General features: G+C 55.1%; 23 protein-coding genes. All 23 read right to left on the reverse strand.

The features are described 5' to 3' along the window. Positions 1 to 83 precede the first annotated feature (83 nt). Positions 84 to 389, reverse strand: a complete 306-nt coding sequence (gene rpsN / locus AAEZ05_RS12350) for a 30S ribosomal protein S14 (protein ID WP_003176414.1) — start codon at positions 387 to 389, stop codon at positions 84 to 86. 13 nt (positions 390 to 402) lie between these two features. Next, complete coding sequence (gene rplE, locus AAEZ05_RS12355) at positions 403 to 942, reverse strand: 50S ribosomal protein L5 (protein ID WP_003176415.1); 540 nt, start codon at positions 940 to 942, stop codon at positions 403 to 405. A gap of 22 nt (positions 943 to 964) precedes the next feature. Then, on the reverse strand, positions 965 to 1,279 hold the full coding sequence (gene rplX / locus AAEZ05_RS12360) for a 50S ribosomal protein L24 (protein ID WP_003176416.1): 315 nt from the start codon (positions 1,277 to 1,279) through the stop codon (positions 965 to 967). An 11-nt stretch (positions 1,280 to 1,290) separates the two neighbouring features. After that, complete coding sequence (rplN, locus tag AAEZ05_RS12365; protein ID WP_002555479.1) at positions 1,291 to 1,659, reverse strand: 50S ribosomal protein L14; 369 nt, start codon at positions 1,657 to 1,659, stop codon at positions 1,291 to 1,293. Between the two features lie 23 nt (positions 1,660 to 1,682). Then, positions 1,683 to 1,949, reverse strand: coding sequence for a 30S ribosomal protein S17 (gene rpsQ / locus AAEZ05_RS12370; RefSeq protein ID WP_003176419.1), 267 nt, complete (start codon positions 1,947 to 1,949; stop codon positions 1,683 to 1,685). A gap of 2 nt (positions 1,950 to 1,951) precedes the next feature. Continuing rightward, a complete protein-coding gene (gene rpmC / locus AAEZ05_RS12375) occupies positions 1,952 to 2,143 on the reverse strand; it encodes a 50S ribosomal protein L29 (protein WP_008030901.1) in 192 nt (63 codons plus the stop codon). Beyond that, a complete protein-coding gene (gene rplP / locus AAEZ05_RS12380) occupies positions 2,143 to 2,556 on the reverse strand; it encodes a 50S ribosomal protein L16 (protein WP_045057467.1) in 414 nt (137 codons plus the stop codon). The genes rpmC and rplP overlap by 1 nt, the downstream gene beginning before the upstream one ends. 12 nt (positions 2,557 to 2,568) lie before the next feature. After that, positions 2,569 to 3,255 (reverse strand): 30S ribosomal protein S3, encoded by a 687-nt coding sequence (gene rpsC, locus AAEZ05_RS12385; protein ID WP_003176422.1) that lies wholly within the window; start codon positions 3,253 to 3,255, stop codon positions 2,569 to 2,571. A 13-nt stretch (positions 3,256 to 3,268) separates the two neighbouring features. Then, positions 3,269 to 3,601: a 50S ribosomal protein L22 gene (gene rplV / locus AAEZ05_RS12390; protein WP_003103908.1), complete on the reverse strand. Its 333-nt coding sequence runs from the start codon at positions 3,599 to 3,601 to the stop codon at positions 3,269 to 3,271. Positions 3,602 to 3,612: 11 nt separating this feature from the next. Further along, positions 3,613 to 3,888 carry a 30S ribosomal protein S19 gene (gene rpsS / locus AAEZ05_RS12395; protein WP_003232420.1) on the reverse strand — a complete coding sequence of 92 codons (276 nt, stop codon included), beginning with the start codon at positions 3,886 to 3,888 and terminating at the stop codon, positions 3,613 to 3,615. A 16-nt stretch (positions 3,889 to 3,904) separates the two neighbouring features. Continuing rightward, positions 3,905 to 4,729, reverse strand: coding sequence for a 50S ribosomal protein L2 (gene rplB, locus AAEZ05_RS12400; protein ID WP_045057466.1), 825 nt, complete (start codon positions 4,727 to 4,729; stop codon positions 3,905 to 3,907). A 14-nt stretch (positions 4,730 to 4,743) separates the two neighbouring features. Further along, positions 4,744 to 5,043, reverse strand: coding sequence for a 50S ribosomal protein L23 (gene rplW, locus AAEZ05_RS12405; protein WP_002555488.1), 300 nt, complete (start codon positions 5,041 to 5,043; stop codon positions 4,744 to 4,746). Next, a complete protein-coding gene (gene rplD, locus AAEZ05_RS12410; RefSeq protein ID WP_007896707.1) occupies positions 5,040 to 5,642 on the reverse strand; it encodes a 50S ribosomal protein L4 in 603 nt (200 codons plus the stop codon). Before rplD ends, rplW begins: the two co-directional genes overlap by 4 nt. A gap of 12 nt (positions 5,643 to 5,654) precedes the next feature. Continuing rightward, entirely contained in the window at positions 5,655 to 6,290 is a 636-nt protein-coding gene (gene rplC / locus AAEZ05_RS12415) for a 50S ribosomal protein L3 (protein WP_003186059.1), read from the reverse strand. Positions 6,291 to 6,370: 80 nt separating this feature from the next. Continuing rightward, positions 6,371 to 6,682, reverse strand: a complete 312-nt coding sequence (gene rpsJ / locus AAEZ05_RS12420) for a 30S ribosomal protein S10 (protein WP_003186070.1) — start codon at positions 6,680 to 6,682, stop codon at positions 6,371 to 6,373. 141 nt (positions 6,683 to 6,823) lie between these two features. Then, on the reverse strand, positions 6,824 to 8,017 hold the full coding sequence (tuf, locus tag AAEZ05_RS12425) for an elongation factor Tu (RefSeq protein ID WP_008145495.1): 1,194 nt from the start codon (positions 8,015 to 8,017) through the stop codon (positions 6,824 to 6,826). Positions 8,018 to 8,048: 31 nt separating this feature from the next. Continuing rightward, positions 8,049 to 10,154 carry an elongation factor G gene (gene fusA, locus AAEZ05_RS12430; RefSeq protein ID WP_045057465.1) on the reverse strand — a complete coding sequence of 702 codons (2,106 nt, stop codon included), beginning with the start codon at positions 10,152 to 10,154 and terminating at the stop codon, positions 8,049 to 8,051. A gap of 30 nt (positions 10,155 to 10,184) precedes the next feature. Next, on the reverse strand, positions 10,185 to 10,655 hold the full coding sequence (gene rpsG, locus AAEZ05_RS12435; RefSeq protein WP_002555493.1) for a 30S ribosomal protein S7: 471 nt from the start codon (positions 10,653 to 10,655) through the stop codon (positions 10,185 to 10,187). 117 nt (positions 10,656 to 10,772) lie between these two features. Next, on the reverse strand, positions 10,773 to 11,144 hold the full coding sequence (rpsL, locus tag AAEZ05_RS12440; protein ID WP_002555494.1) for a 30S ribosomal protein S12: 372 nt from the start codon (positions 11,142 to 11,144) through the stop codon (positions 10,773 to 10,775). A 216-nt stretch (positions 11,145 to 11,360) separates the two neighbouring features. After that, positions 11,361 to 15,560 (reverse strand): DNA-directed RNA polymerase subunit beta', encoded by a 4,200-nt coding sequence (gene rpoC, locus AAEZ05_RS12445; RefSeq protein WP_045057464.1) that lies wholly within the window; start codon positions 15,558 to 15,560, stop codon positions 11,361 to 11,363. 64 nt (positions 15,561 to 15,624) lie between these two features. Then, complete coding sequence (gene rpoB / locus AAEZ05_RS12450; RefSeq protein ID WP_045057463.1) at positions 15,625 to 19,698, reverse strand: DNA-directed RNA polymerase subunit beta; 4,074 nt, start codon at positions 19,696 to 19,698, stop codon at positions 15,625 to 15,627. Between the two features lie 220 nt (positions 19,699 to 19,918). Further along, positions 19,919 to 20,284, reverse strand: coding sequence for a 50S ribosomal protein L7/L12 (gene rplL, locus AAEZ05_RS12455; protein WP_008145490.1), 366 nt, complete (start codon positions 20,282 to 20,284; stop codon positions 19,919 to 19,921). An 80-nt stretch (positions 20,285 to 20,364) separates the two neighbouring features. Continuing rightward, positions 20,365 to 20,865: a 50S ribosomal protein L10 gene (rplJ, locus tag AAEZ05_RS12460; protein WP_350647612.1), complete on the reverse strand. Its 501-nt coding sequence runs from the start codon at positions 20,863 to 20,865 to the stop codon at positions 20,365 to 20,367. Positions 20,866 to 20,956 lie beyond the last annotated feature (91 nt).

Below are 20,956 nucleotides of genomic sequence, written 5' to 3' on the forward strand. Positions count from 1 at the left end.
AGCCCCAAAAGGGGCTTGTTCCAGATTCTAGGTCACCGGCGGTCAGTCTCTTGCGATTCTGGCCACCTGGACTTCGAAAGTACTTACCAGCTGGCTTTAACCAGACCAGGTACGTCACCACGCATTGCAGCTTCACGCAGTTTGTTACGGCCGAGGCCGAACTTGCGGTAAACGCCGTGTGGACGACCGGTCAGGCGGCAGCGGTTACGCATGCGCGAGGCGCTTGCGTCACGTGGCTGCTTCTGCAGAGCTACTGTAGCTTCCCAACGCGCTTCTGGACTTGCGTTCAGATCAACGATGATAGCTTTCAGTGCTGCACGCTTTTTGGCGTACTTGGCAACCGTGAGCTGACGTTTCAGCTCGCGGTTTTTCATGCTCATCTTGGCCATTTTCCTACTCCAATCAGTTGCGGAACGGGAATTTGAAAGCACGCAACAGGGCGCGACCTTCATCATCGTTCTTGGCAGTGGTGGTCAGGGTAATGTCCAGACCGCGGAGAGCATCGATCTTGTCGTAGTCGATTTCCGGGAAGATGATCTGCTCTTTAACGCCCATGCTGTAGTTACCACGACCATCGAAGGACTTGGCATTCAGGCCGCGGAAGTCGCGGACCCGAGGCAGGGAGATCGACAGCAGACGATCCAGGAATTCGTACATACGCTCACGGCGCAGGGTCACTTTGACGCCGATCGGCCAACCTTCACGGACTTTAAAGCCAGCGATGGATTTCCGAGCGTAAGTCACAACGACTTTCTGACCGGTGATCTTTTCCAGGTCGGCAACAGCGTGCTCGATGACTTTTTTGTCACCGACCGCTTCGCCCAGCCCCATGTTCAGGGTGATTTTTGTAACGCGTGGAACTTCCATCACGTTCGAAAGCTTAAGTTCTTCCTTAAGCTTCGGTGCGATTTCTTTCCAGTAAATCTCTTTTAGTCGTGCCATGGTCTCATCTACCTAGCAGTGTTCAAGCATCAACCGCTTTTTGGGTCGACTTGAAGACACGAATTTTCTTGCCGTCTTCTACTTTGAAACCAACGCGATCAGCCTTGTTGGTTTCGCCGTTGAAAATGGCGACGTTAGAAGCGTCCAGTGGAGCTTCTTTTTCGACGATACCGCCTTGCACGCCCGACATCGGGTTAGGCTTGGTATGACGCTTAACCAGGTTCAGACCACCAATAACCAGACGGTTGTTAGCGAGAACCTTAAGCACCTTACCGCGCTTACCTTTGTCTTTGCCGGCGATCACGATGATCTCGTCGTCACGACGAATCTTTTGCATGTCGGATCTCCTTACAGCACTTCTGGGGCGAGCGAGACGATCTTCATGAACTTCTCAGTACGAAGTTCACGGGTCACTGGCCCAAAGATACGGGTGCCGATCGGCTCTTGCTTGTTGTTCAGAAGAACAGCAGCGTTGCCATCAAAGCGGATAATGGAGCCATCAGCACGGCGTACGCCGTGACGAGTGCGGACTACAACAGCAGTCATCACTTGGCCTTTTTTCACTTTACCGCGAGGAATTGCTTCCTTCACGGTAACTTTGATGATGTCACCGATACCAGCGTAACGACGATGGGAGCCACCCAGCACCTTGATGCACATAACGCGGCGTGCGCCGCTGTTATCGGCCACATCGAGCATGGATTGAGTCTGAATCATATAATTTCTCCGACCCCTAGTCCTTAGACTTCCACAGCGCGTTCGAGAACATCAACCAGCGCCCAAGACTTGGTCTTGGCCAAAGGACGAGTTTCACGAATAGTGACTTTGTCGCCGATGTGGCACTGATTGGTTTCGTCGTGCGCGTGCAGCTTAGTCGAACGCTTAACGTATTTACCGTAGATCGGGTGCTTTACGCGACGCTCGATCAGAACGGTGATGGTCTTGTCCATTTTGTCGCTGACAACACGGCCAGTCAGCGTACGGACGGTTTTTTCGGCTTCAGCCATGATTACTTACCTGCCTGCTGTTTGAGCACAGTCTTCACGCGAGCGATGTCACGCTTAACTTGCCGGAGCAGGTGAGACTGCCCCAACTGGCCAGTTGCTTTCTGCATGCGCAGATTGAACTGGTCGCGCAGCAGGCCGAGCAGTTGCTCGTTAAGCTGCGGCGCGTCTTTTTCACGAAGTTCGTTCGCTTTCATCACATCACCGTCCGTTTAACGAAGGCGGTGGCGAGCGGCAGCTTTGCAGCAGCCAAGGCAAATGCCTCACGCGCCAGCTCTTCAGTAACACCCTCGATTTCATACAGGACTTTGCCTGGCTGAATCTGGGCAACCCAGTACTCCACAGAACCCTTACCTTTACCCATCCGAACTTCGAGGGGCTTTTTGGAGATCGGCTTGTCCGGGAATACACGGATCCAGATCTTGCCGCCACGTTTAACGTGACGGGTCAGTGCACGACGCGCTGACTCGATCTGACGAGCGGTGAGACGACCACGAGCTACAGACTTCAGCGCATATTCGCCGAAGCTGACTTTGCTACCGCGCTGAGCCAAGCCACGGTTGTGGCCAGTCATCTGCTTGCGGAACTTCGTACGCTTTGGTTGCAACATTTGGCGTACCCCTTACTTAGCAGCTTTTTTACGAGGCGCTGGTGCTTGTGGTTTCAGTTCTTCTTGGCGACCACCAATTACTTCGCCTTTGAAGATCCAAACCTTTACACCGATCACACCGTAAGTGGTGTGAGCTTCGTAGTTGGCATAGTCGATGTCGGCACGCAGGGTGTGCAGTGGCACACGACCTTCGCGATACCATTCAGTACGTGCGATTTCAGCACCGCCGAGACGACCGCTCACTTGGATTTTGATGCCTTTGGCACCAATGCGCATGGCGTTCTGTACAGCGCGCTTCATAGCGCGACGGAACATTACGCGACGCTCCAGCTGCTGAGCTACGCTCTGCGCAACCAACATACCGTCGAGCTCCGGCTTGCGGATTTCTTCGATATTGATGTGCACAGGCACACCCATTTGCTTGGTCAGGTCCTGACGCAGTTTCTCAACATCTTCACCTTTCTTCCCGATAACGATACCTGGACGAGCGGTGTGGATGGTGATACGTGCTGTTTGAGCCGGACGATGGATATCGATACGGCTTACGGACGCGCTTTTTAGTTTGTCTTGGAGATACTCACGCACCTTCAGATCAGCGAACAAATAGTCCGCATAAGTCCGACCGTCTGCGTACCAGACGGAGGTGTGCTCCTTGACGATTCCCAGGCGAATGCCAATGGGATGTACTTTCTGACCCATCTCTTCGACTCCGTTACTTGTCAGCAACCTTGACAGTGATATGGCAAGACCGCTTGACGATGCGATCAGCACGGCCTTTGGCACGTGGCATGATTCGCTTCAGCGAACGCCCTTCGTTGACGAAAACGGTGCTGACTTTAAGGTCATCAACGTCTGCGCCTTCGTTATGCTCGGCGTTGGCTACGGCCGACTCCAGCACTTTCTTCATGATCTCGGCGGCTTTCTTACTGCTGAAAGCCAACAGGTTGAGCGCTTCGCCCACCTTCTTCCCGCGGATCTGGTCGGCGACCAAGCGGGCTTTCTGGGCGGAGATTCGAGCGCCCGACAACTTAGCGGCTACTTCCATTTCCTAACCCCTTAACGCTTGGCTTTCTTGTCTGCCACGTGCCCACGGTAAGTGCGGGTACCGGCAAACTCGCCTAGTTTGTGGCCGACCATGTCTTCGTTAACGAGAACTGGGACGTGGAGACGACCGTTGTGTACAGCGATGGTCAGACCGACCATTTGTGGCAGGATCATCGAACGACGCGACCAGGTTTTAACTGGTTTGCGATCGTTCTTTTCCGCCGCCACTTCGATCTTCTTCAGTAGGTGAAGATCAATAAAAGGACCTTTTTTCAGAGAACGTGGCACTGTCGTATCCCTCTATTTACTTGCGACGACGGACGATCATTTTGTCGGTACGCTTATTACCACGAGTCTTCGCGCCCTTAGTCGGGAAGCCCCATGGCGATACCGGATGACGACCACCAGAGGTACGACCTTCACCACCACCATGTGGGTGGTCAACCGGGTTCATGGCAACACCACGAACGGTTGGGCGAACGCCACGCCAGCGTTTGGCACCAGCTTTACCCAGCGAACGCAGGCTGTGCTCGGAGTTCGAGACTTCACCCAGGGTCGCGCGGCATTCAGCCAGCACTTTACGCATCTCACCAGAACGCAGACGCAGGGTCACGTAGACACCTTCACGAGCGATCAGCTGAGCCGAAGCACCAGCGGAACGAGCGATTTGCGCGCCTTTACCTGGCTTCAATTCGATGCCGTGTACGGTACTACCAACTGGAATGCTGCGCAGTTGCAACTGGTTGCCCGGCTTGATCGGAGCCAAAGCACCCGAAATCAGCTGGTCGCCAGCGCTCACGCCTTTAGGGGCGATGATGTAACGGCGTTCGCCGTCTGCGTACAACATAAGAGCAATGTGAGCAGTACGGTTTGGATCGTATTCGATACGCTCGACAGTGGCTGGAATGCCATCTTTGTCGTTGCGACGGAAATCGACCAGACGATAATGCTGCTTATGGCCACCACCGATGTGACGAGTGGTAATACGACCATTGTTGTTACGACCACCAGTCTTCGATTTTTTCTCGAGCAGCGGTGCGTGAGGAGCGCCTTTATGCAGCTCCTGGTTGACCACCTTGACCACATGACGGCGGCCAGGGGAAGTCGGTTTGCATTTAACGATTGCCATGATGCACCCCTTCCTTACTCAGCACTGCTGCTGAAATCGAGATCTTGGCCTGGCTGAAGGGAGATAACTGCCTTCTTCCAGTCATTACGCTTGCCCAGACCGCGAGCAGTGCGCTTGCTCTTACCCAGAACATTCAGGGTAGTAACACGCTCTACTTTCACGCTGAACAGGCTTTCGACGGCCTTCTTGATTTCCAGCTTGGTTGCGTCAGTTGCAACCTTGAAAACGAACTGGCCTTTCTTGTCAGCCAGAACCGTAGCCTTCTCGGAAACGTGCGGGCCAAGCAGAACTTTAAATACGCGTTCCTGGTTCATCCCAGCAGCTCCTCGAATTTCTTCACGGCCGACACGGTGATCAACACCTTGTCGTATGCGATCAGACTAACTGGATCGGAACCTTGCACGTCACGTACATCAACGTGTGGCAGGTTGCGAGCAGCCAGGTACAGGTTCTGATCAACCACTTCAGACACGATCAAGACGTCAGTCAGGCCCATGCCGGTCAGTTTGTTCAGCAGATCTTTGGTCTTCGGTGCATCAACAGCGAAGTCCTGAACCACAACCAGACGATCAGTACGCACCAGCTCAGCAAGGATGGAACGCATTGCTGCGCGATACATCTTCTTGTTCAGCTTCTGGGTGTGATCCTGAGGACGAGCTGCGAAAGTGGTACCGCCGCCACGCCAGATTGGGCTACGGATAGTACCGGCACGCGCGCGGCCAGTACCTTTCTGACGCCATGGGCGCTTACCGCCACCACGAACGTCGGAACGGGTCTTTTGCTGCTTGCTACCTTGACGGCCGCCGGCCATGTAGGCCACGACTGCTTGGTGAACCAGCGTCTCGTTGAATTCGCCGCCAAATGTCAGTTCGGAAACTTCGATCGCTTGAGCGTCATTTACATTTAATTGCATGTCAGCTTCCCCTTAACCGCGAGCCTTGGCTGCTGGACGTACAACCAAGTTGCCGCCAGTAGCGCCAGGAACAGCGCCCTTGACCAACAACAGATTGCGTTCAGCGTCCACGCGCACTACTTCGAGGGACTGCACGGTCACGCGCTCAGCGCCCATATGACCGGACATTTTTTTGCCCTTGAATACACGACCAGGAGTCTGGCACTGGCCGATAGAGCCTGGAACGCGGTGGGACACGGAGTTACCGTGGGTATTATCTTGCCCGCGGAAGTTCCAACGCTTGATCGTACCCTGGAAGCCTTTACCTTTGGACTGACCGGTTACATCAACCAGTTGACCAGCGGCGAAGATTTCAGCGTTGATCAGATCGCCGGCCTGGTACTCGCCTTCTTCAAGGCGGAATTCCATTACGGTACGACCAGCGGCAACGTTCGCTTTAGCGAAGTGGCCAGCCTGAGCAGCTGTAACACGCGAAGCACGACGCTCGCCTACAGTGACTTGCACTGCACGATAGCCATCGGTTTCTTCAGTTTTGAACTGGGTGACGCGATTCGGCTCGATCTCAATGACCGTGACCGGAATGGAGACACCTTCTTCGGTGAAAATACGGGTCATACCGCATTTACGACCGACTACACCAATAGTCATGTTGTAAACCTCATGAGTGTACGGGGCTTTCACCCGCTATGGCCGCCCATTTCAGAGCGTTACACGACTAAGACCGAGTCTTAGCCGAGGCTGATCTGCACTTCCACACCGGCCGCAAGATCAAGCTTCATAAGAGCATCAACGGTTTTATCCGTTGGCTGGACGATGTCCAGTACGCGCTTATGAGTACGGATCTCGTACTGGTCACGCGCGTCTTTGTTGACGTGCGGGGAGACCAGAACGGTGAACCGCTCTTTACGGGTAGGCAGTGGAATTGGACCACGCACTTGAGCACCAGTACGTTTCGCGGTTTCCACGATTTCCTGGGTGGATTGGTCGATCAGGCGATGGTCAAAAGCCTTCAACCTGATACGGATTTGCTGATTTTGCATTGGATTTCAGACTCCGGCTGCTATTCCCAGCGAGCGCAATACGCCCGTTAAAAGGAGGCGCAATTCTATAGACGGGCTACCACAGTGTCAACCCAATAAAAAAGCCCCCGCTAGGCGGGGGCTTTTTCAAGTCATCACTTATTAAGCGATGATTTTGGCTACGACGCCAGCGCCGACGGTACGACCGCCTTCACGAATGGCGAAACGCAGACCATCTTCCATTGCGATGGTTTTGATCAGGGTGACAACCATTTTGATGTTGTCGCCTGGCATTACCATTTCAACGCCTTCCGGCAGTTCGCAGTTACCGGTCACGTCAGTGGTCCGGAAGTAGAACTGTGGACGGTAGCCTTTGAAGAACGGAGTGTGACGACCGCCTTCTTCTTTGCTCAACACGTACACTTCAGCTTCGAAGGTAGTGTGCGGCTTAACCGAACCTGGCTTGACCAGAACCTGGCCACGCTCAACGTCGTCACGCTTGGTGCCGCGCAGCAGCACGCCGCAGTTCTCGCCAGCACGACCTTCGTCGAGCAGCTTACGGAACATTTCAACACCGGTGCAGGTGGTGACGGTAGTGTCACGCAGACCAACGATTTCCAGTGGATCCTGAACCTTGACGATACCGCGCTCGATACGGCCAGTTACAACAGTACCGCGACCGGAGATCGAGAATACGTCTTCGATTGGCATCAGGAACGGCTTGTCGATAACACGGACTGGATCTGGGATGTAGCTGTCCAGAGTCTCAACCAGTTTACGAACGGCAGTGGTGCCCATTTCGTTGTCGTCTTGGCCGTTCAGAGCCATCAGAGCGGAACCGATGATGATCGGGGTGTCGTCGCCTGGGAAGTCGTAAGTGCTCAGCAGATCGCGCACTTCCATCTCAACCAGTTCCAGCAGCTCAGCGTCGTCTACCATGTCAGCCTTGTTCAGGAAGACAACGATGTACGGAACGCCAACCTGACGGGACAGCAGGATGTGCTCACGGGTTTGTGGCATCGGACCATCAGCGGCCGAGCAAACCAGGATAGCGCCGTCCATCTGCGCAGCACCGGTGATCATGTTCTTCACATAGTCAGCGTGACCTGGGCAGTCAACGTGAGCGTAGTGACGGATCAGCGAGTTGTATTCAACGTGCGCGGTGTTGATGGTGATACCACGAGCCTTTTCTTCCGGAGCGCTGTCGATCTTGTCGAAAGCAACAACGGCCGAACCGAAAACTTCGGAGCAGACGCGAGTCAGAGCAGCGGTCAGCGTGGTTTTACCGTGGTCGACGTGACCGATGGTGCCAACGTTGACGTGCGGGAGGGTACGGTCAAATTTTTCTTTAGCCACGACAATTAACTCCTAGCCTAAAGGGGCTGAATCAGCCTTGTTTTTTGGTAACGGTTTCGACGATGTGCGACGGAGCCGTATTGTATTTTTTGAATTCCATAGAGTAGCTTGCGCGACCTTGGGACATGGAGCGAACGTCGGTTGCGTAACCGAACATCTCACCCAACGGAACCTCGGCACGAATAACTTTGCCGGAAACCGTATCTTCCATACCCAGGATCATGCCGCGACGACGGTTAAGGTCGCCCATCACGTCACCCATATAGTCTTCAGGTGTAACAACCTCTACCGCCATGATCGGCTCAAGCAGCTCACCACCGCCCTTCTGGGCCAGTTGCTTGGTCGCCATGGATGCAGCCACCTTAAACGCCATCTCGTTGGAGTCGACGTCGTGGTAGGAACCATCAAACACAGTAGCCTTCAGGCCGATCAGCGGATAGCCGGCAACAACGCCGTTCTTCATCTGCTCTTCGATGCCCTTCTGGATAGCCGGGATGTATTCCTTAGGAACCACACCACCCACTACTTCGTTCACGAATTGCAGACCTTCCTGACCTTCGTCAGCAGGAGCAAAACGGATCCAGCAGTGGCCGAACTGACCACGACCGCCGGACTGACGAACGAACTTGCCTTCGATTTCACAGTTCTTCGTGATGCGCTCACGATAGGAAACCTGAGGCTTACCGATGTTGGCTTCGACGTTGAACTCACGGCGCATCCGGTCAACCAGGATGTCCAGGTGCAACTCGCCCATGCCGGAGATGATCGTTTGACCAGTCTCTTCATCAGTCTTGACGCGGAAAGATGGATCTTCCTGAGCAAGCTTGCCCAGAGCGATACCCATTTTTTCCTGGTCATCCTTGGTCTTAGGCTCAACGGCAACCGAAATAACCGGCTCCGGGAAGTCCATGCGAACCAGGATGATTGGCTTGTCAGCGCTGCACAAGGTTTCGCCAGTGGTGACGTCCTTCATGCCGATCAAGGCCGCGATGTCACCAGCGCGTACTTCCTTGATTTCTTCACGGGCGTTTGCGTGCATTTGCACCATACGACCCACGCGCTCTTTCTTGCCCTTAACCGAGTTGATCACGCCGTCGCCGGATGCCAACACGCCCGAGTAAACACGGACGAAAGTCAAGGTACCCACGAATGGGTCGGTAGCGATTTTGAAAGCCAGAGCCGAGAACGGCTCGCTGTCATCTGCGTGACGTTCCATCTGCTTTTCCTCGTCATCAGGGTCAGTACCCTTGATGGCAGGAATATCAGTTGGAGCAGGCAGGTAATCGATAACGGCGTCGAGAACCAGGGGAACGCCCTTGTTCTTGAAGGAAGAACCGCAAACAGCCAGGACGATTTCGCCAGCGATAGTACGCTGACGCAGAGCGGCCTTGATTTCCGCGTTGGTGAGTTCTTCACCTTCGAGGTACTTGTTCATCAGCTCTTCGCTGGCTTCGGCCGCAGCCTCAACCATGTTGCCGCGCCACTCGTCAGCCAATTCCTGCAATTCAGCAGGGATAGGCTCGCGACGTGGAGTCATGCCTTTGTCAGCGTCGTTCCAGTAAACAGCTTCCATAGCGATCAGATCGATCTGACCCTGGAAGTTGTCTTCGGAACCGATGGCCAATTGGATTGGCACCGGAGTGTGACCCAGACGCTGCTTGATCTGACCGATCACGCGCAGGAAGTTGGCACCAGCACGGTCCATCTTGTTTACGTAAACAAGACGTGGAACGCCGTACTTGTTGGCTTGACGCCATACGGTTTCCGACTGAGGCTCAACACCCGAGGTGCCGCAGAACACAACGACCGCGCCGTCGAGAACACGCAGGGAACGTTCAACTTCAATAGTGAAGTCTACGTGACCCGGGGTGTCGATGACGTTGAAGCGGTATTGGTCCTTGTGCTGCTTCTCGGAACCCTGCCAGAAGGCGGTAATGGCAGCAGAAGTAATGGTAATACCACGCTCCTGCTCCTGAACCATCCAGTCTGTGGTCGCGGCGCCGTCATGCACCTCGCCCATTTTGTGACTTTTGCCAGTGTAAAAAAGGACGCGCTCGGTGGTGGTGGTTTTACCAGCATCCACGTGAGCAACGATACCAATGTTACGGTAGCGATTAATCGGTGTTGTACGAGCCATAAAGCCCTCGCAAAATTAGTGACGCTAAAATTAGAAGCGGTAGTGCGAGAAAGCTTTGTTAGCTTCAGCCATACGGTGCACGTCTTCACGCTTCTTAACTGCAGCACCTTTACCTTCGGCAGCGTCCAACAGTTCGCCAGCCAAACGCAGAGCCATAGACTTCTCGCCGCGCTTGCGGGCGAAGTCTACCAACCAGCGCATTGCCAGGGCGTTACGACGGGACGGACGAACTTCAACCGGAACCTGGTAAGTAGCACCGCCTACACGGCGCGACTTCACTTCGACCAGCGGAGCGATGGCGTCGAGAGCTTTCTCGAAGATTTCCAGGGGGTCGCTGTTCTTGCGTTCTTTAACCTTTTCCAGCGCGCCATAAACGATACGCTCGGCAACGGCTTTCTTGCCGCTTTCCATAACGTGGTTCATGAACTTGGCCAGGATTTGGCTTCCGTATTTTGGATCGTCAAGCACTTCGCGCTTGGCTGCTACGCGTCTTCTTGGCATGGATAAGCCCTCAAACGGTCTTCAGGTTCGCTCGGAATCGGTGCCCTTTCGGGACGCCTCCGACCTTACTCTTATCGACTCAGAAAAATAGAAAATCAGTTTTACAAAAAGCCGCTACTACTTAGGCTTCTTGGTACCGTACTTCGAACGACCCTGGTTACGACCTTTAACGCCGGAAGTATCCAGAGAGCCGCGTACGGTGTGGTAACGAACACCTGGCAAGTCTTTTACACGACCGCCGCGGATCAGTACCACGCTGTGCTCTTGCAGGTTGTGGCCTTCACCGCCGATGTACGAGGAAACCTCGAAACCGTTGGTCAGGCGCACACGGCATACTTTACGCAGTGCCGAGTTAGGTTTTTTCGGCGTGGTGGTATACACACGGGTGCATACGCCACGACGTTGCGGGCAGTTCTGCAGCGCAGGCACGTCGGATTTCTCGACGATACGCTTACGCGGCTGACGTACCAGCTGGTTGATAGTTGCCATCTACTAGCTCCACTGTTGTCTTGCGACGCTATTGTCTTGCAAGAAAAGCAAAATGGCAGGAACGAATTCCCGCCAAATTTAGGGGTACAAGAGTCTAAAGAGGATCTTGTCCCCAGTCAAGGCAAGGCCCCGACCTCCCCGCTCATCCAATCTCGACAATTTGTCTCGATTCGACGAACGGAGCGACCAGGGCCTCACACTCATTTATCGCAGAACTCAGTTACCGCTAGAGTTCAGCGCTTCGGTCAGTGCAGCTTCCACTTCACTGGCGCTTACGCGCAACGGCTTGTCAGCTTCACGACGACGCTTGCGCTCGCTGTGGTAAGCCAGGCCGGTACCCGCCGGGATCAGACGACCCACGACCACGTTTTCTTTCAGGCCGCGCAGGTAATCGCGCTTGCCGGTTACCGCCGCTTCGGTCAGTACACGAGTGGTTTCCTGGAAGGAAGCCGCCGAGATGAACGATTCGGTGGACAACGACGCCTTGGTGATACCCAGCAACACACGAGTGAACTTGGAAACGAATTTCTCGTCGCCAGCCAGACGCTCGTTCTCTACCAGAACGTGAGTCAACTCCATCTGGTCGCCCTTGATGAAAGTCGAGTCGCCGGATTCAGCGATTTCAACCTTACGCAGCATCTGACGCAGGATGGTCTCGATGTGCTTATCGTTGATCTTCACGCCTTGCAGACGATAAACGTCCTGGATCTCGTTCACGATGTACTTGGCCAGCGCACTCACACCCAGCAGACGCAGGATGTCGTGTGGATCGCTCGGGCCGTCGGAGATAACTTCGCCGCGGTTTACCTGCTCGCCTTCGAAGACGTTCAGGTGACGCCACTTCGGAATCAGCTCTTCGTACGGATCGGTACCGTCGTTCGGGGTAATGACCAGACGGCGTTTGCCTTTGGTCTCTTTACCGAACGCGATGGTGCCGCTGACTTCAGCCAGGATCGAGGCTTCTTTCGGACGACGTGCTTCGAACAAGTCGGCAACACGTGGCAGACCACCGGTGATGTCACGGGTCTTCGAAGTCTCTTGCGGGATACGAGCGATAACATCACCGATCGCAATCTTCGCACCATCCGCCACACCGACCAGGGCGTTGGCTGGCAGGAAGTACTGAGCGATAACGTCAGTGCCTGGCAGCAACAAGTCCTTGCCGTTGTCATCAACCATCTTCACAGCAGGACGGATATCTTTACCGGCAGCTGGACGGTCTTTGGCGTCGAGTACTTCAATGTTGGTCATACCGGTCAATTCGTCAGTCTGACGCTTGATCGTGATGCCTTCTTCCATGCCCACGTAGGTCACGGTACCTTTCATTTCGGTAACGATTGGGTGAGTGTGCGGATCCCACTTGGCCACGATTGCGCCAGCGTCGACCTTGTCACCTTCTTTAACCGAAATCACGGCACCGTACGGCAGCTTGTAGCGCTCGCGCTCACGACCGAAGTCATCAGCGATTGCCAGCTCACCGGAACGGGACACAGCTACCAGGCAGCCATCCACTCGCTCAACGTGCTTCAGGTTGTGCAGACGGACGGTACCGCCATTCTTCACCTGAACGCTGTCAGCAGCGGAGGTCCGGCTTGCCGCACCACCGATGTGGAACGTACGCATGGTCAGCTGGGTACCCGGCTCACCGATGGACTGGGCAGCGATAACGCCGACCGCTTCACCGATGTTCACCTGGTGACCACGAGCCAGATCACGGCCGTAGCACTTGGCGCAAATGCCATAGCGGGTTTCGCAGCTGATCGGCGAACGCACGATCACTTCGTCGATGCTGTTCAGCTCGATGAACTCGACCCACTTCTCGTCTACCAGGGTGCCGGCAGGAACGATAACTTCCTCGGTACCTGGCTTGAATACGTCACGGGCAATGACACGACCCAATACGCGTTCACCCAACGGCTCAACAACGTCACCGCCTTCAATGTGCGGAGTCATTACCAGGCCATGTTCGGTGCCGCAATCGATCTCGGTCACAACCAGATCCTGCGCCACGTCTACCAGACGACGAGTCAGGTAACCGGAGTTCGCAGTTTTCAACGCGGTATCCGCCAAACCTTTACGAGCACCGTGAGTGGAGATGAAGTACTGAAGTACGCTCAAACCTTCACGGAAGTTCGCAGTAATCGGCGTTTCAATGATGGAACCATCCGGCTTGGCCATCAGGCCACGCATACCGGCGAGCTGACGGATCTGCGCAGCAGAACCCCGTGCACCCGAGTCGGCCATCATATACATCGAGTTGAAGGACTCTTGGTCGACTTCGACGCCATGACGGTCGATGACTTTCTCTTTCGAGAGGTTGGCCATCATCGCCTTGGAAACTTCGTCGTTCGCCTTGGACCAAAGGTCGATCACTTTGTTGTACTTCTCGCCCTGGGTTACCAGGCCGGAGGCGTACTGACTTTCGATCTCTTTCACTTCATCAGTAGCAGCATTGATGATGCGGGCTTTTTCATCCGGGATAACGAAGTCGTTAACACCGATGGAAACGCCGGAAATGGTCGAATAGGCAAAACCGGTGTACATCAACTGGTCAGCGAAGATCACGGTCTCTTTCAAACCAACCACGCGGTAGCACTGGTTGATCAGCTTGGAGATCGCTTTTTTCTTCATCGGCTGGTTGACGACATCGTACGACAGGCCAGGTGGAACAACCTGGAACAACAGCGCACGGCCGACAGTGGTGTCGACGATACGGGTGTTCTTGACGCTGCCGCCATCACGGTCGTTAACGGTTTCGTGGATCCGCACTTTGACCTTGGCGTGCAGTGCGGCTTCGCCGGCACGGAACACACGGTCAACTTCCTGCAGATCCGCGAACACACGACCTTCGCCCTTGGCGTTGATCGCCTCACGAGTCATGTAGTACAGACCCAATACAACGTCCTGCGACGGAACGATGATTGGCTCACCGTTGGCTGGCGACAGAATGTTGTTGGTCGACATCATCAACGCACGCGCTTCCAACTGGGCTTCCAGCGTCAGCGGTACGTGCACGGCCATTTGGTCGCCGTCGAAGTCGGCGTTGTACGCAGCACAGACCAGAGGGTGCAGCTGGATAGCCTTACCTTCGATCAGTACCGGTTCAAACGCCTGGATACCCAGACGGTGAAGGGTCGGTGCACGGTTGAGGAGAACCGGGTGTTCACGGATCACTTCAGCGAGAACGTCCCAAACCTCAGGCAGCTCGCGCTCGACCATCTTCTTGGCAGCTTTGATGGTGGTAGCGAGACCACGCATTTCCAGCTTGCCGAAAATGAACGGCTTGAACAGCTCGAGAGCCATTTTCTTCGGCAGACCGCACTGGTGCAGACGCAGGGTCGGACCTACGGTAATTACCGAACGACCGGAGTAGTCAACACGCTTACCGAGCAAGTTCTGACGGAAACGACCCTGCTTACCCTTGATCATGTCAGCCAGGGATTTCAGAGGACGCTTGTTCGAACCGGTGATAGCGCGGCCACGACGACCGTTGTCGAGCAGTGCATCGACAGCTTCCTGCAACATACGCTTTTCGTTGCGCACGATGATGTCCGGAGCGGACAGATCAAGCAGGCGCTTCAAACGGTTGTTACGGTTGATCACTCGACGATACAGATCGTTGAGGTCGGAAGTCGCGAAGCGACCGCCATCCAGCGGGACCAGTGGACGCAGATCTGGCGGCAGAACCGGCAGAACGGTCAGCACCATCCATTCTGGAAGGTTGCCGGAACCCTGGAAGGCTTCCATCAACTTCAGACGCTTGGACAGTTTCTTGATCTTGGTTTCGGAGTTGGTTTGCGGAATTTCTTCACGCAGGCGGCCAATCTCGTGCTCCAGGTCGATAGCGTGCAGCAGTTCACGGACAGCTTCGGCACCCATGCGGGCATCGAAATCGTCGCCGAACTCTTCCAGCGCTTCGAAGTACTGCTCGTCGTTGAGCAGCTGACCTTTTTCAAGGGTGGTCATGCCTGGATCGATAACGACATAGCTCTCGAAGTAGAGAACGCGTTCGATATCACGCAGGGTCATGTCCATCAGCAAACCGATACGCGACGGCAGCGATTTCAGGAACCAGATGTGGGCCACCGGGGACGCAAGCTCGATGTGCGCCATGCGCTCACGACGAACCTTGGCCAGCGCGACTTCAACGCCGCACTTCTCGCAGATCACACCACGGTGCTTCAAGCGCTTGTACTTACCGCACAGGCACTCGTAATCCTTTACCGGGCCAAAGATCTTGGCGCAGAACAGGCCGTCACGTTCAGGTTTGAACGTACGGTAGTTGATGGTTTCCGGCTTTTTAACTTCACCGAACGACCACGAACGGATCATCTCAGGCGATGCCAATCCAATACGGATGGCGTCGAACTCTTCGACTTGACCCTGGTTTTTCAGCAAATTCAGTAGGTCTTTCAAGGCCTTTCCTCCTGGCGGAGCAGAGAGCGGGCAATCCTGCCCCGCTCTCGATTCGCGTCACGTGTTATTCGGTTTCCAGATCGATATCGATGCCGAGGGAACGAATTTCCTTGATCAACACGTTGAAGGACTCGGGCATGCCCGGCTCCATACGGTGATCGCCATCCACGATGTTTTTGTACATCTTGGTACGGCCGTTCACATCGTCCGACTTCACTGTGAGCATTTCTTGCAGAGTGTAAGCAGCACCGTATGCTTCCAGTGCCCAGACCTCCATCTCCCCGAAACGCTGACCACCGAACTGTGCCTTACCACCCAGCGGCTGCTGGGTAACCAGGCTGTACGAACCGGTAGAACGAGCGTGCATCTTGTCGTCTACCAAGTGGTTCAGCTTCAGCATGTACATGTAGCCAACAGTAACCGGGCGCTCGAACTTGTTGCCGGTACGGCCGTCGGTCAGCTGCATCTGGCCGCTTTCTGGCAGGTCTGCCAGTTTCAGCATGGCCTTGATTTCGCTTTCCTTGGCGCCGTCGAACACTGGAGTGGCCATTGGAACGCCGCCGCGCAGGTTCTTCGCCAGATCCAGGATTTCCTGGTCGGAGAAGCTGTCCAGGTCTTCGTTACGACCGCCGATCTGGTTGTAGATCTCGTCGAGGAAGGTGCGAAGTTCAGCAACTTTACGCTGCTCTTCGATCATCCGGTTGATCTTCTCGCCCAGACCTTTGGCCGCGAGGCCCAGATGGGTTTCGAGGATCTGACCAACGTTCATACGCGAAGGTACGCCCAACGGGTTGAGGACGACGTCGACCGGGGTGCCATTGGCATCGTGCGGCATGTCTTCAACCGGCATGATCACGGAGACCACACCTTTGTTACCGTGACGACCGGCCATCTTGTCGCCCGGCTGAATGCGGCGACGGATTGCCAGGTAAACCTTGACGATTTTCAGCACGCCTGGAGCCAGGTCATCGCCCTGCTGCAGTTTGCGCTTCTTGTCTTCGAACTTGTCGTCCAGCAGACGGCGACGATCAACGATGTAGGCCTGAGCCTTCTCGAGCTGCTCGTTCAGAGCATCTTCAGCCATGCGCAGTTTGAACCACTGACCATGCTCAAGACCGTCGAGTACTTCGTCGGTGATGTCCTGACCTTTCTTCAGACCAGCGCCGCCTTCAGCCTTGTGGCCTACCAGGGCGGAGCGCAGACGTTCGAAAGTCGCGCCTTCAACGATACGGAACTCTTCGTTCAGATCCTTGCGGATCTCGTCGAGCTGAGTCTTCTCGATGGACAGTGCACGAGCATCACGCTCAACGCCGTCACGAGTGAAGACCTGTACGTCGATGACGGTACCCTTGGTGCCGGTAGGCACACGCAGGGAGGTGTCTTTAACGTCGCTGGCTTTTTCACCGAAGATCGCACGCAGCAGTTTTTCTTCCGGGGTCAGTTGGGTCTCGCCTTTCGGAGTAACCTTACCTACCAGAATGTCGCCTGCGCCTACTTCAGCACCTACGTAAACGATACCGGCTTCGTCCAGCTTGTTCAGTGCAGCTTCACCCACGTTCGGGATGTCTGCAGTGATTTCCTCTGGCCCAAGCTTGGTGTCACGTGCCACACAGGTCAGTTCCTGAATGTGGATCGTGGTGAAGCGGTCTTCCTGAACAACACGCTCGGACAGGCAGATGGAGTCTTCGAAGTTGTAACCGTTCCAGGCCATGAACGCGATGCGCATGTTCTGACCCAGCGCCAGTTCACCCATGTCGGTGGACGGACCGTCAGCCATGATGTCGCTGCGCTGAACCCGATCACCCTTACGTACCAGCGGACGCTGGTTGATGCAGGTGTTCTGGTTGGAGCGGGTGTATTTGGTCAGGTTGTAGATGTCGACACCAGCTTCGCCGGTTTCAACTTCGTCATCAGCAACACGAACCACGATACGGCTGGCATCAACGGAGTCGATCACGCCGCCACGACGAGCCACGACGCAAACGCCGGAGTCACGGGCTACGTTACGCTCCATGCCGGTACCGACCAGCGGCTTGTCAGCGCGCAGGGTTGGTACAGCTTGACGCTGCATGTTCGAACCCATCAACGCACGGTTGGCGTCATCGTGCTCGAGGAACGGGATCAGCGACGCTGCAACCGAAACTACCTGCTTCGGCGAAACGTCCATCAAGGTGACGTCTTCCGGCGCCTTGACGGTGAACTCGTTCAAGTGACGAACAGCTACCAATTCGTCGACCAGCATTTTCTTGTCGTTCATCGTGGCCGAAGCCTGAGCGATCACGTGATCAGCTTCTTCGATGGCGGACAGGAACACGATCTCGTCAGTGACCAGAGCGTCTTTCACCACACGGTACGGGCTTTCGAGGAAGCCGTACTGGTTGGTGCGCGCATAGGCGGCCAGGGAGTTGATCAGACCGATGTTCGGACCTTCCGGCGTTTCAATCGGGCATACACGACCGTAGTGAGTCGGGTGTACGTCACGAACTTCAAAGCCGGCACGCTCACGAGTCAGACCGCCAGGGCCGAGTGCAGACACACGACGCTTGTGGGTAATCTCGGACAGCGGGTTGTTCTGGTCCATGAACTGGGACAGCTGGCTGGAACCGAAGAACTCTTTCACCGCCGCAGCCACAGGCTTGGCGTTGATCAGGTCTTGCGGCATCAGGCCTTCGCTTTCAGCCATCGACAGACGCTCTTTGACCGCACGCTCAACACGTACCAGGCCAACGCGGAACTGGTTCTCGGCCATTTCGCCAACGCAGCGAACACGACGGTTACCCAGGTGGTCGATGTCATCGACGATGCCTTTACCGTTACGGATGTCGACCAGAGTCTTCAGAACCGCGACGATATCTTCCTTGCACAACACGCCCGAACCTTCGATCTCGGTACGACCGATACGACGGTTGAACTTCATCCGGCCGACCGCAGACAGGTCATAGCGCTCAGGGCTGAAGAACAGGTTGTTGAACAGGGTCTCGGCAGCATCCTTGGTTGGCGGCTCGCCTGGACGCATCATGCGATAGATCTCGACCAGCGCTTCCAATTGGTTGCTGGTGGAGTCGATCTTCAGGGTGTCGGAGACGAACGGACCGCAGTCGATATCGTTGGTGTACAGAGTTTCGATGCGAACAACCTGGGCCTTGGCAATTTTTGCCAGGATCTCGGTGTTCAACTCGGTGTTGCACTCTGCCAGGATTTCGCCGGTTGCCGGATGCACGATGGCCTTGGCGGTAGTGCGACCCAGGACGTAGTCCAGAGGCACTTCCAGGGTCTTGAGACCGGCTTTTTCGATCTGGTTGATGTGGCGCGCAGTAATACGGCGACCCGCTTCAACGATGACCTTGCCCTTCTCGTCCTGAATATCAAGAACAGCGATTTCACCACGCAGACGCGAAGCAATCAGTTCCAGACTGAGGGTTTCGCCGCTCAGGTGGAAAACGTTGGTGGTGTAGAACGCGTCGAGCACTTCTTCAGTGGTATAGCCGAGCGCGCGCAGCAGTACCGATGCAGGCAGCTTGCGACGACGGTCGATACGCACGAATACGCAGTCTTTCGGGTCGAACTCGAAGTCCAGCCACGAACCGCGGTAAGGAATGATGCGCGCGGAGTACAGCAGTTTGCCGGAGCTATGCGTCTTGCCGCGGTCGTGGTCGAAGAACACGCCCGGGGAACGGTGCAGCTGGGAAACGATTACACGCTCGGTACCGTTGATTACGAAGGTACCGTTTTCAGTCATCAGGGGGATTTCACCCATGTAGACTTCTTGCTCTTTGATGTCCTTGATCGCTTTGTTCGACGATTCTTTGTCGAAAATGATCAGGCGCACTTTTACCCGCAAAGGTACGGCGTAAGTCACACCGCGCAATACGCATTCTTTGACATCAAATGCCGGTTCGCCCAGGCGATAACCGACGTACTCCAGCGCAGCATTGCCGGAGTAGCTGATGATCGGGAAAACGGATTTGAAGGCCGCATGCAGGCCCACGTCGCGGAACTGATCTTTAGTCGCTCCCGCCTGCAAGAATTCACGATACGAATCCAGCTGGATTGCCAGGAGATACGGCACATCCATGACGTCCGGCAACTTGCTAAAGTCCTTGCGGATACGTTTTTTCTCAGTATATGAGTAAGCCATCAGCGTTCCCCAGCTTGGTCACCTGCTTGTTTGGCCCCTCCCGACGGGAGCAGCCAGAAAATCGTGCAAACCCCATGGTTTGCGCCACCGCATCGGGTGGTTACAGCTCGTTACCAGCACCGACCCAGTCGGTTGCCAATAACGGAAAAAGGCCGGTGGCAAGAGCCACCAGCCATCAGCCTTTCGCTTAACGCTCGGGCTGGAGACGCAAGGTCGATGCTTACTTCAGCTCGACTTTAGCGCCTGCTTCTTCCAGAGTGGCTTTAGCTTTGTCAGCTGCATCTTTCGATACGGCTTCCAGAACAACGCCAGGAGCGCCGTCAACTACTGCCTTGGCTTCTTTCAGGCCCAGACCGGTCAGTTCACGTACTGCCTTGATCACGTTAACTTTCTTCTCGCCAGCTTCCAGCAGCATGACGTTGAATTCAGTTTGTTCTTCAACAACGGCAGCAACAGCAGCTGGACCAGCGGAAGCAGCGGCAGCGGAAACGCCGAACTTCTCTTCCATGGCCTTGATCAGCTCAACGATTTCCAGAACGGATTTTTCGCCGATTGCTTCGATGATTTGGTCGTTAGTCAGAGACATGACTATAAATTCCTGTATTGGGGTGACAGCCTACGCGGCCATCGAAATAAACAATAAACGCTGAAAGGAGTCGCTTAGCCTTAGGCTGCAGCTGCTTCTTTCTGGTCGCGAAGTGCCGCCAGAGTACGAGCCAATTTGCTGGTTGCGCCTTGAATCACGCTCATCAGCTGAGAAATTGCTTCGTCACGGGTCGGCAGGCTTGCCAGTACGTCGATCTGATTAGCTGCGAGGAACTTGCCCTCGAACGCAGCTGCCTTGATCTCGAACTTATCCTGACCTTTTGCGAATTCCTTGAAAATACGAGCAGCAGCGCCCGGATGTTCTTTGGAGAATGCAATCAAGGTCGGGCCAGTGAACACGTCGTTGAGCACGTCATATGGAGTGCCAGCAACGGCGCGCTTGAGCAGGGTGTTACGTACAACACGTACGTAAACGCCAGCTTCACGAGCCTCTTTACGGAGTCCGGTCATAGCGCCAACTGTCACGCCGCGGGCATCAGCCACAACAGCAGACAGGGCAACTTGGGCAGCCTCGTTGACTTCAGCGACGATGGCCTTCTTGTCTTCGAGTTTAATTGCCACGGGTTTAACTCCTGCTTGTTACCGTTTCATCCAACCGAGGCCGGATGTCGTTTTGGTGTCTGATTCGGTAAGGAACCGGGAGCACCATCTG

Source organism: Pseudomonas sp. HY13-MNA-CIBAN-0226, assembly GCF_040310305.1.
Taxonomy (GTDB): domain Bacteria; phylum Pseudomonadota; class Gammaproteobacteria; order Pseudomonadales; family Pseudomonadaceae; genus Aquipseudomonas; species Aquipseudomonas gregormendelii.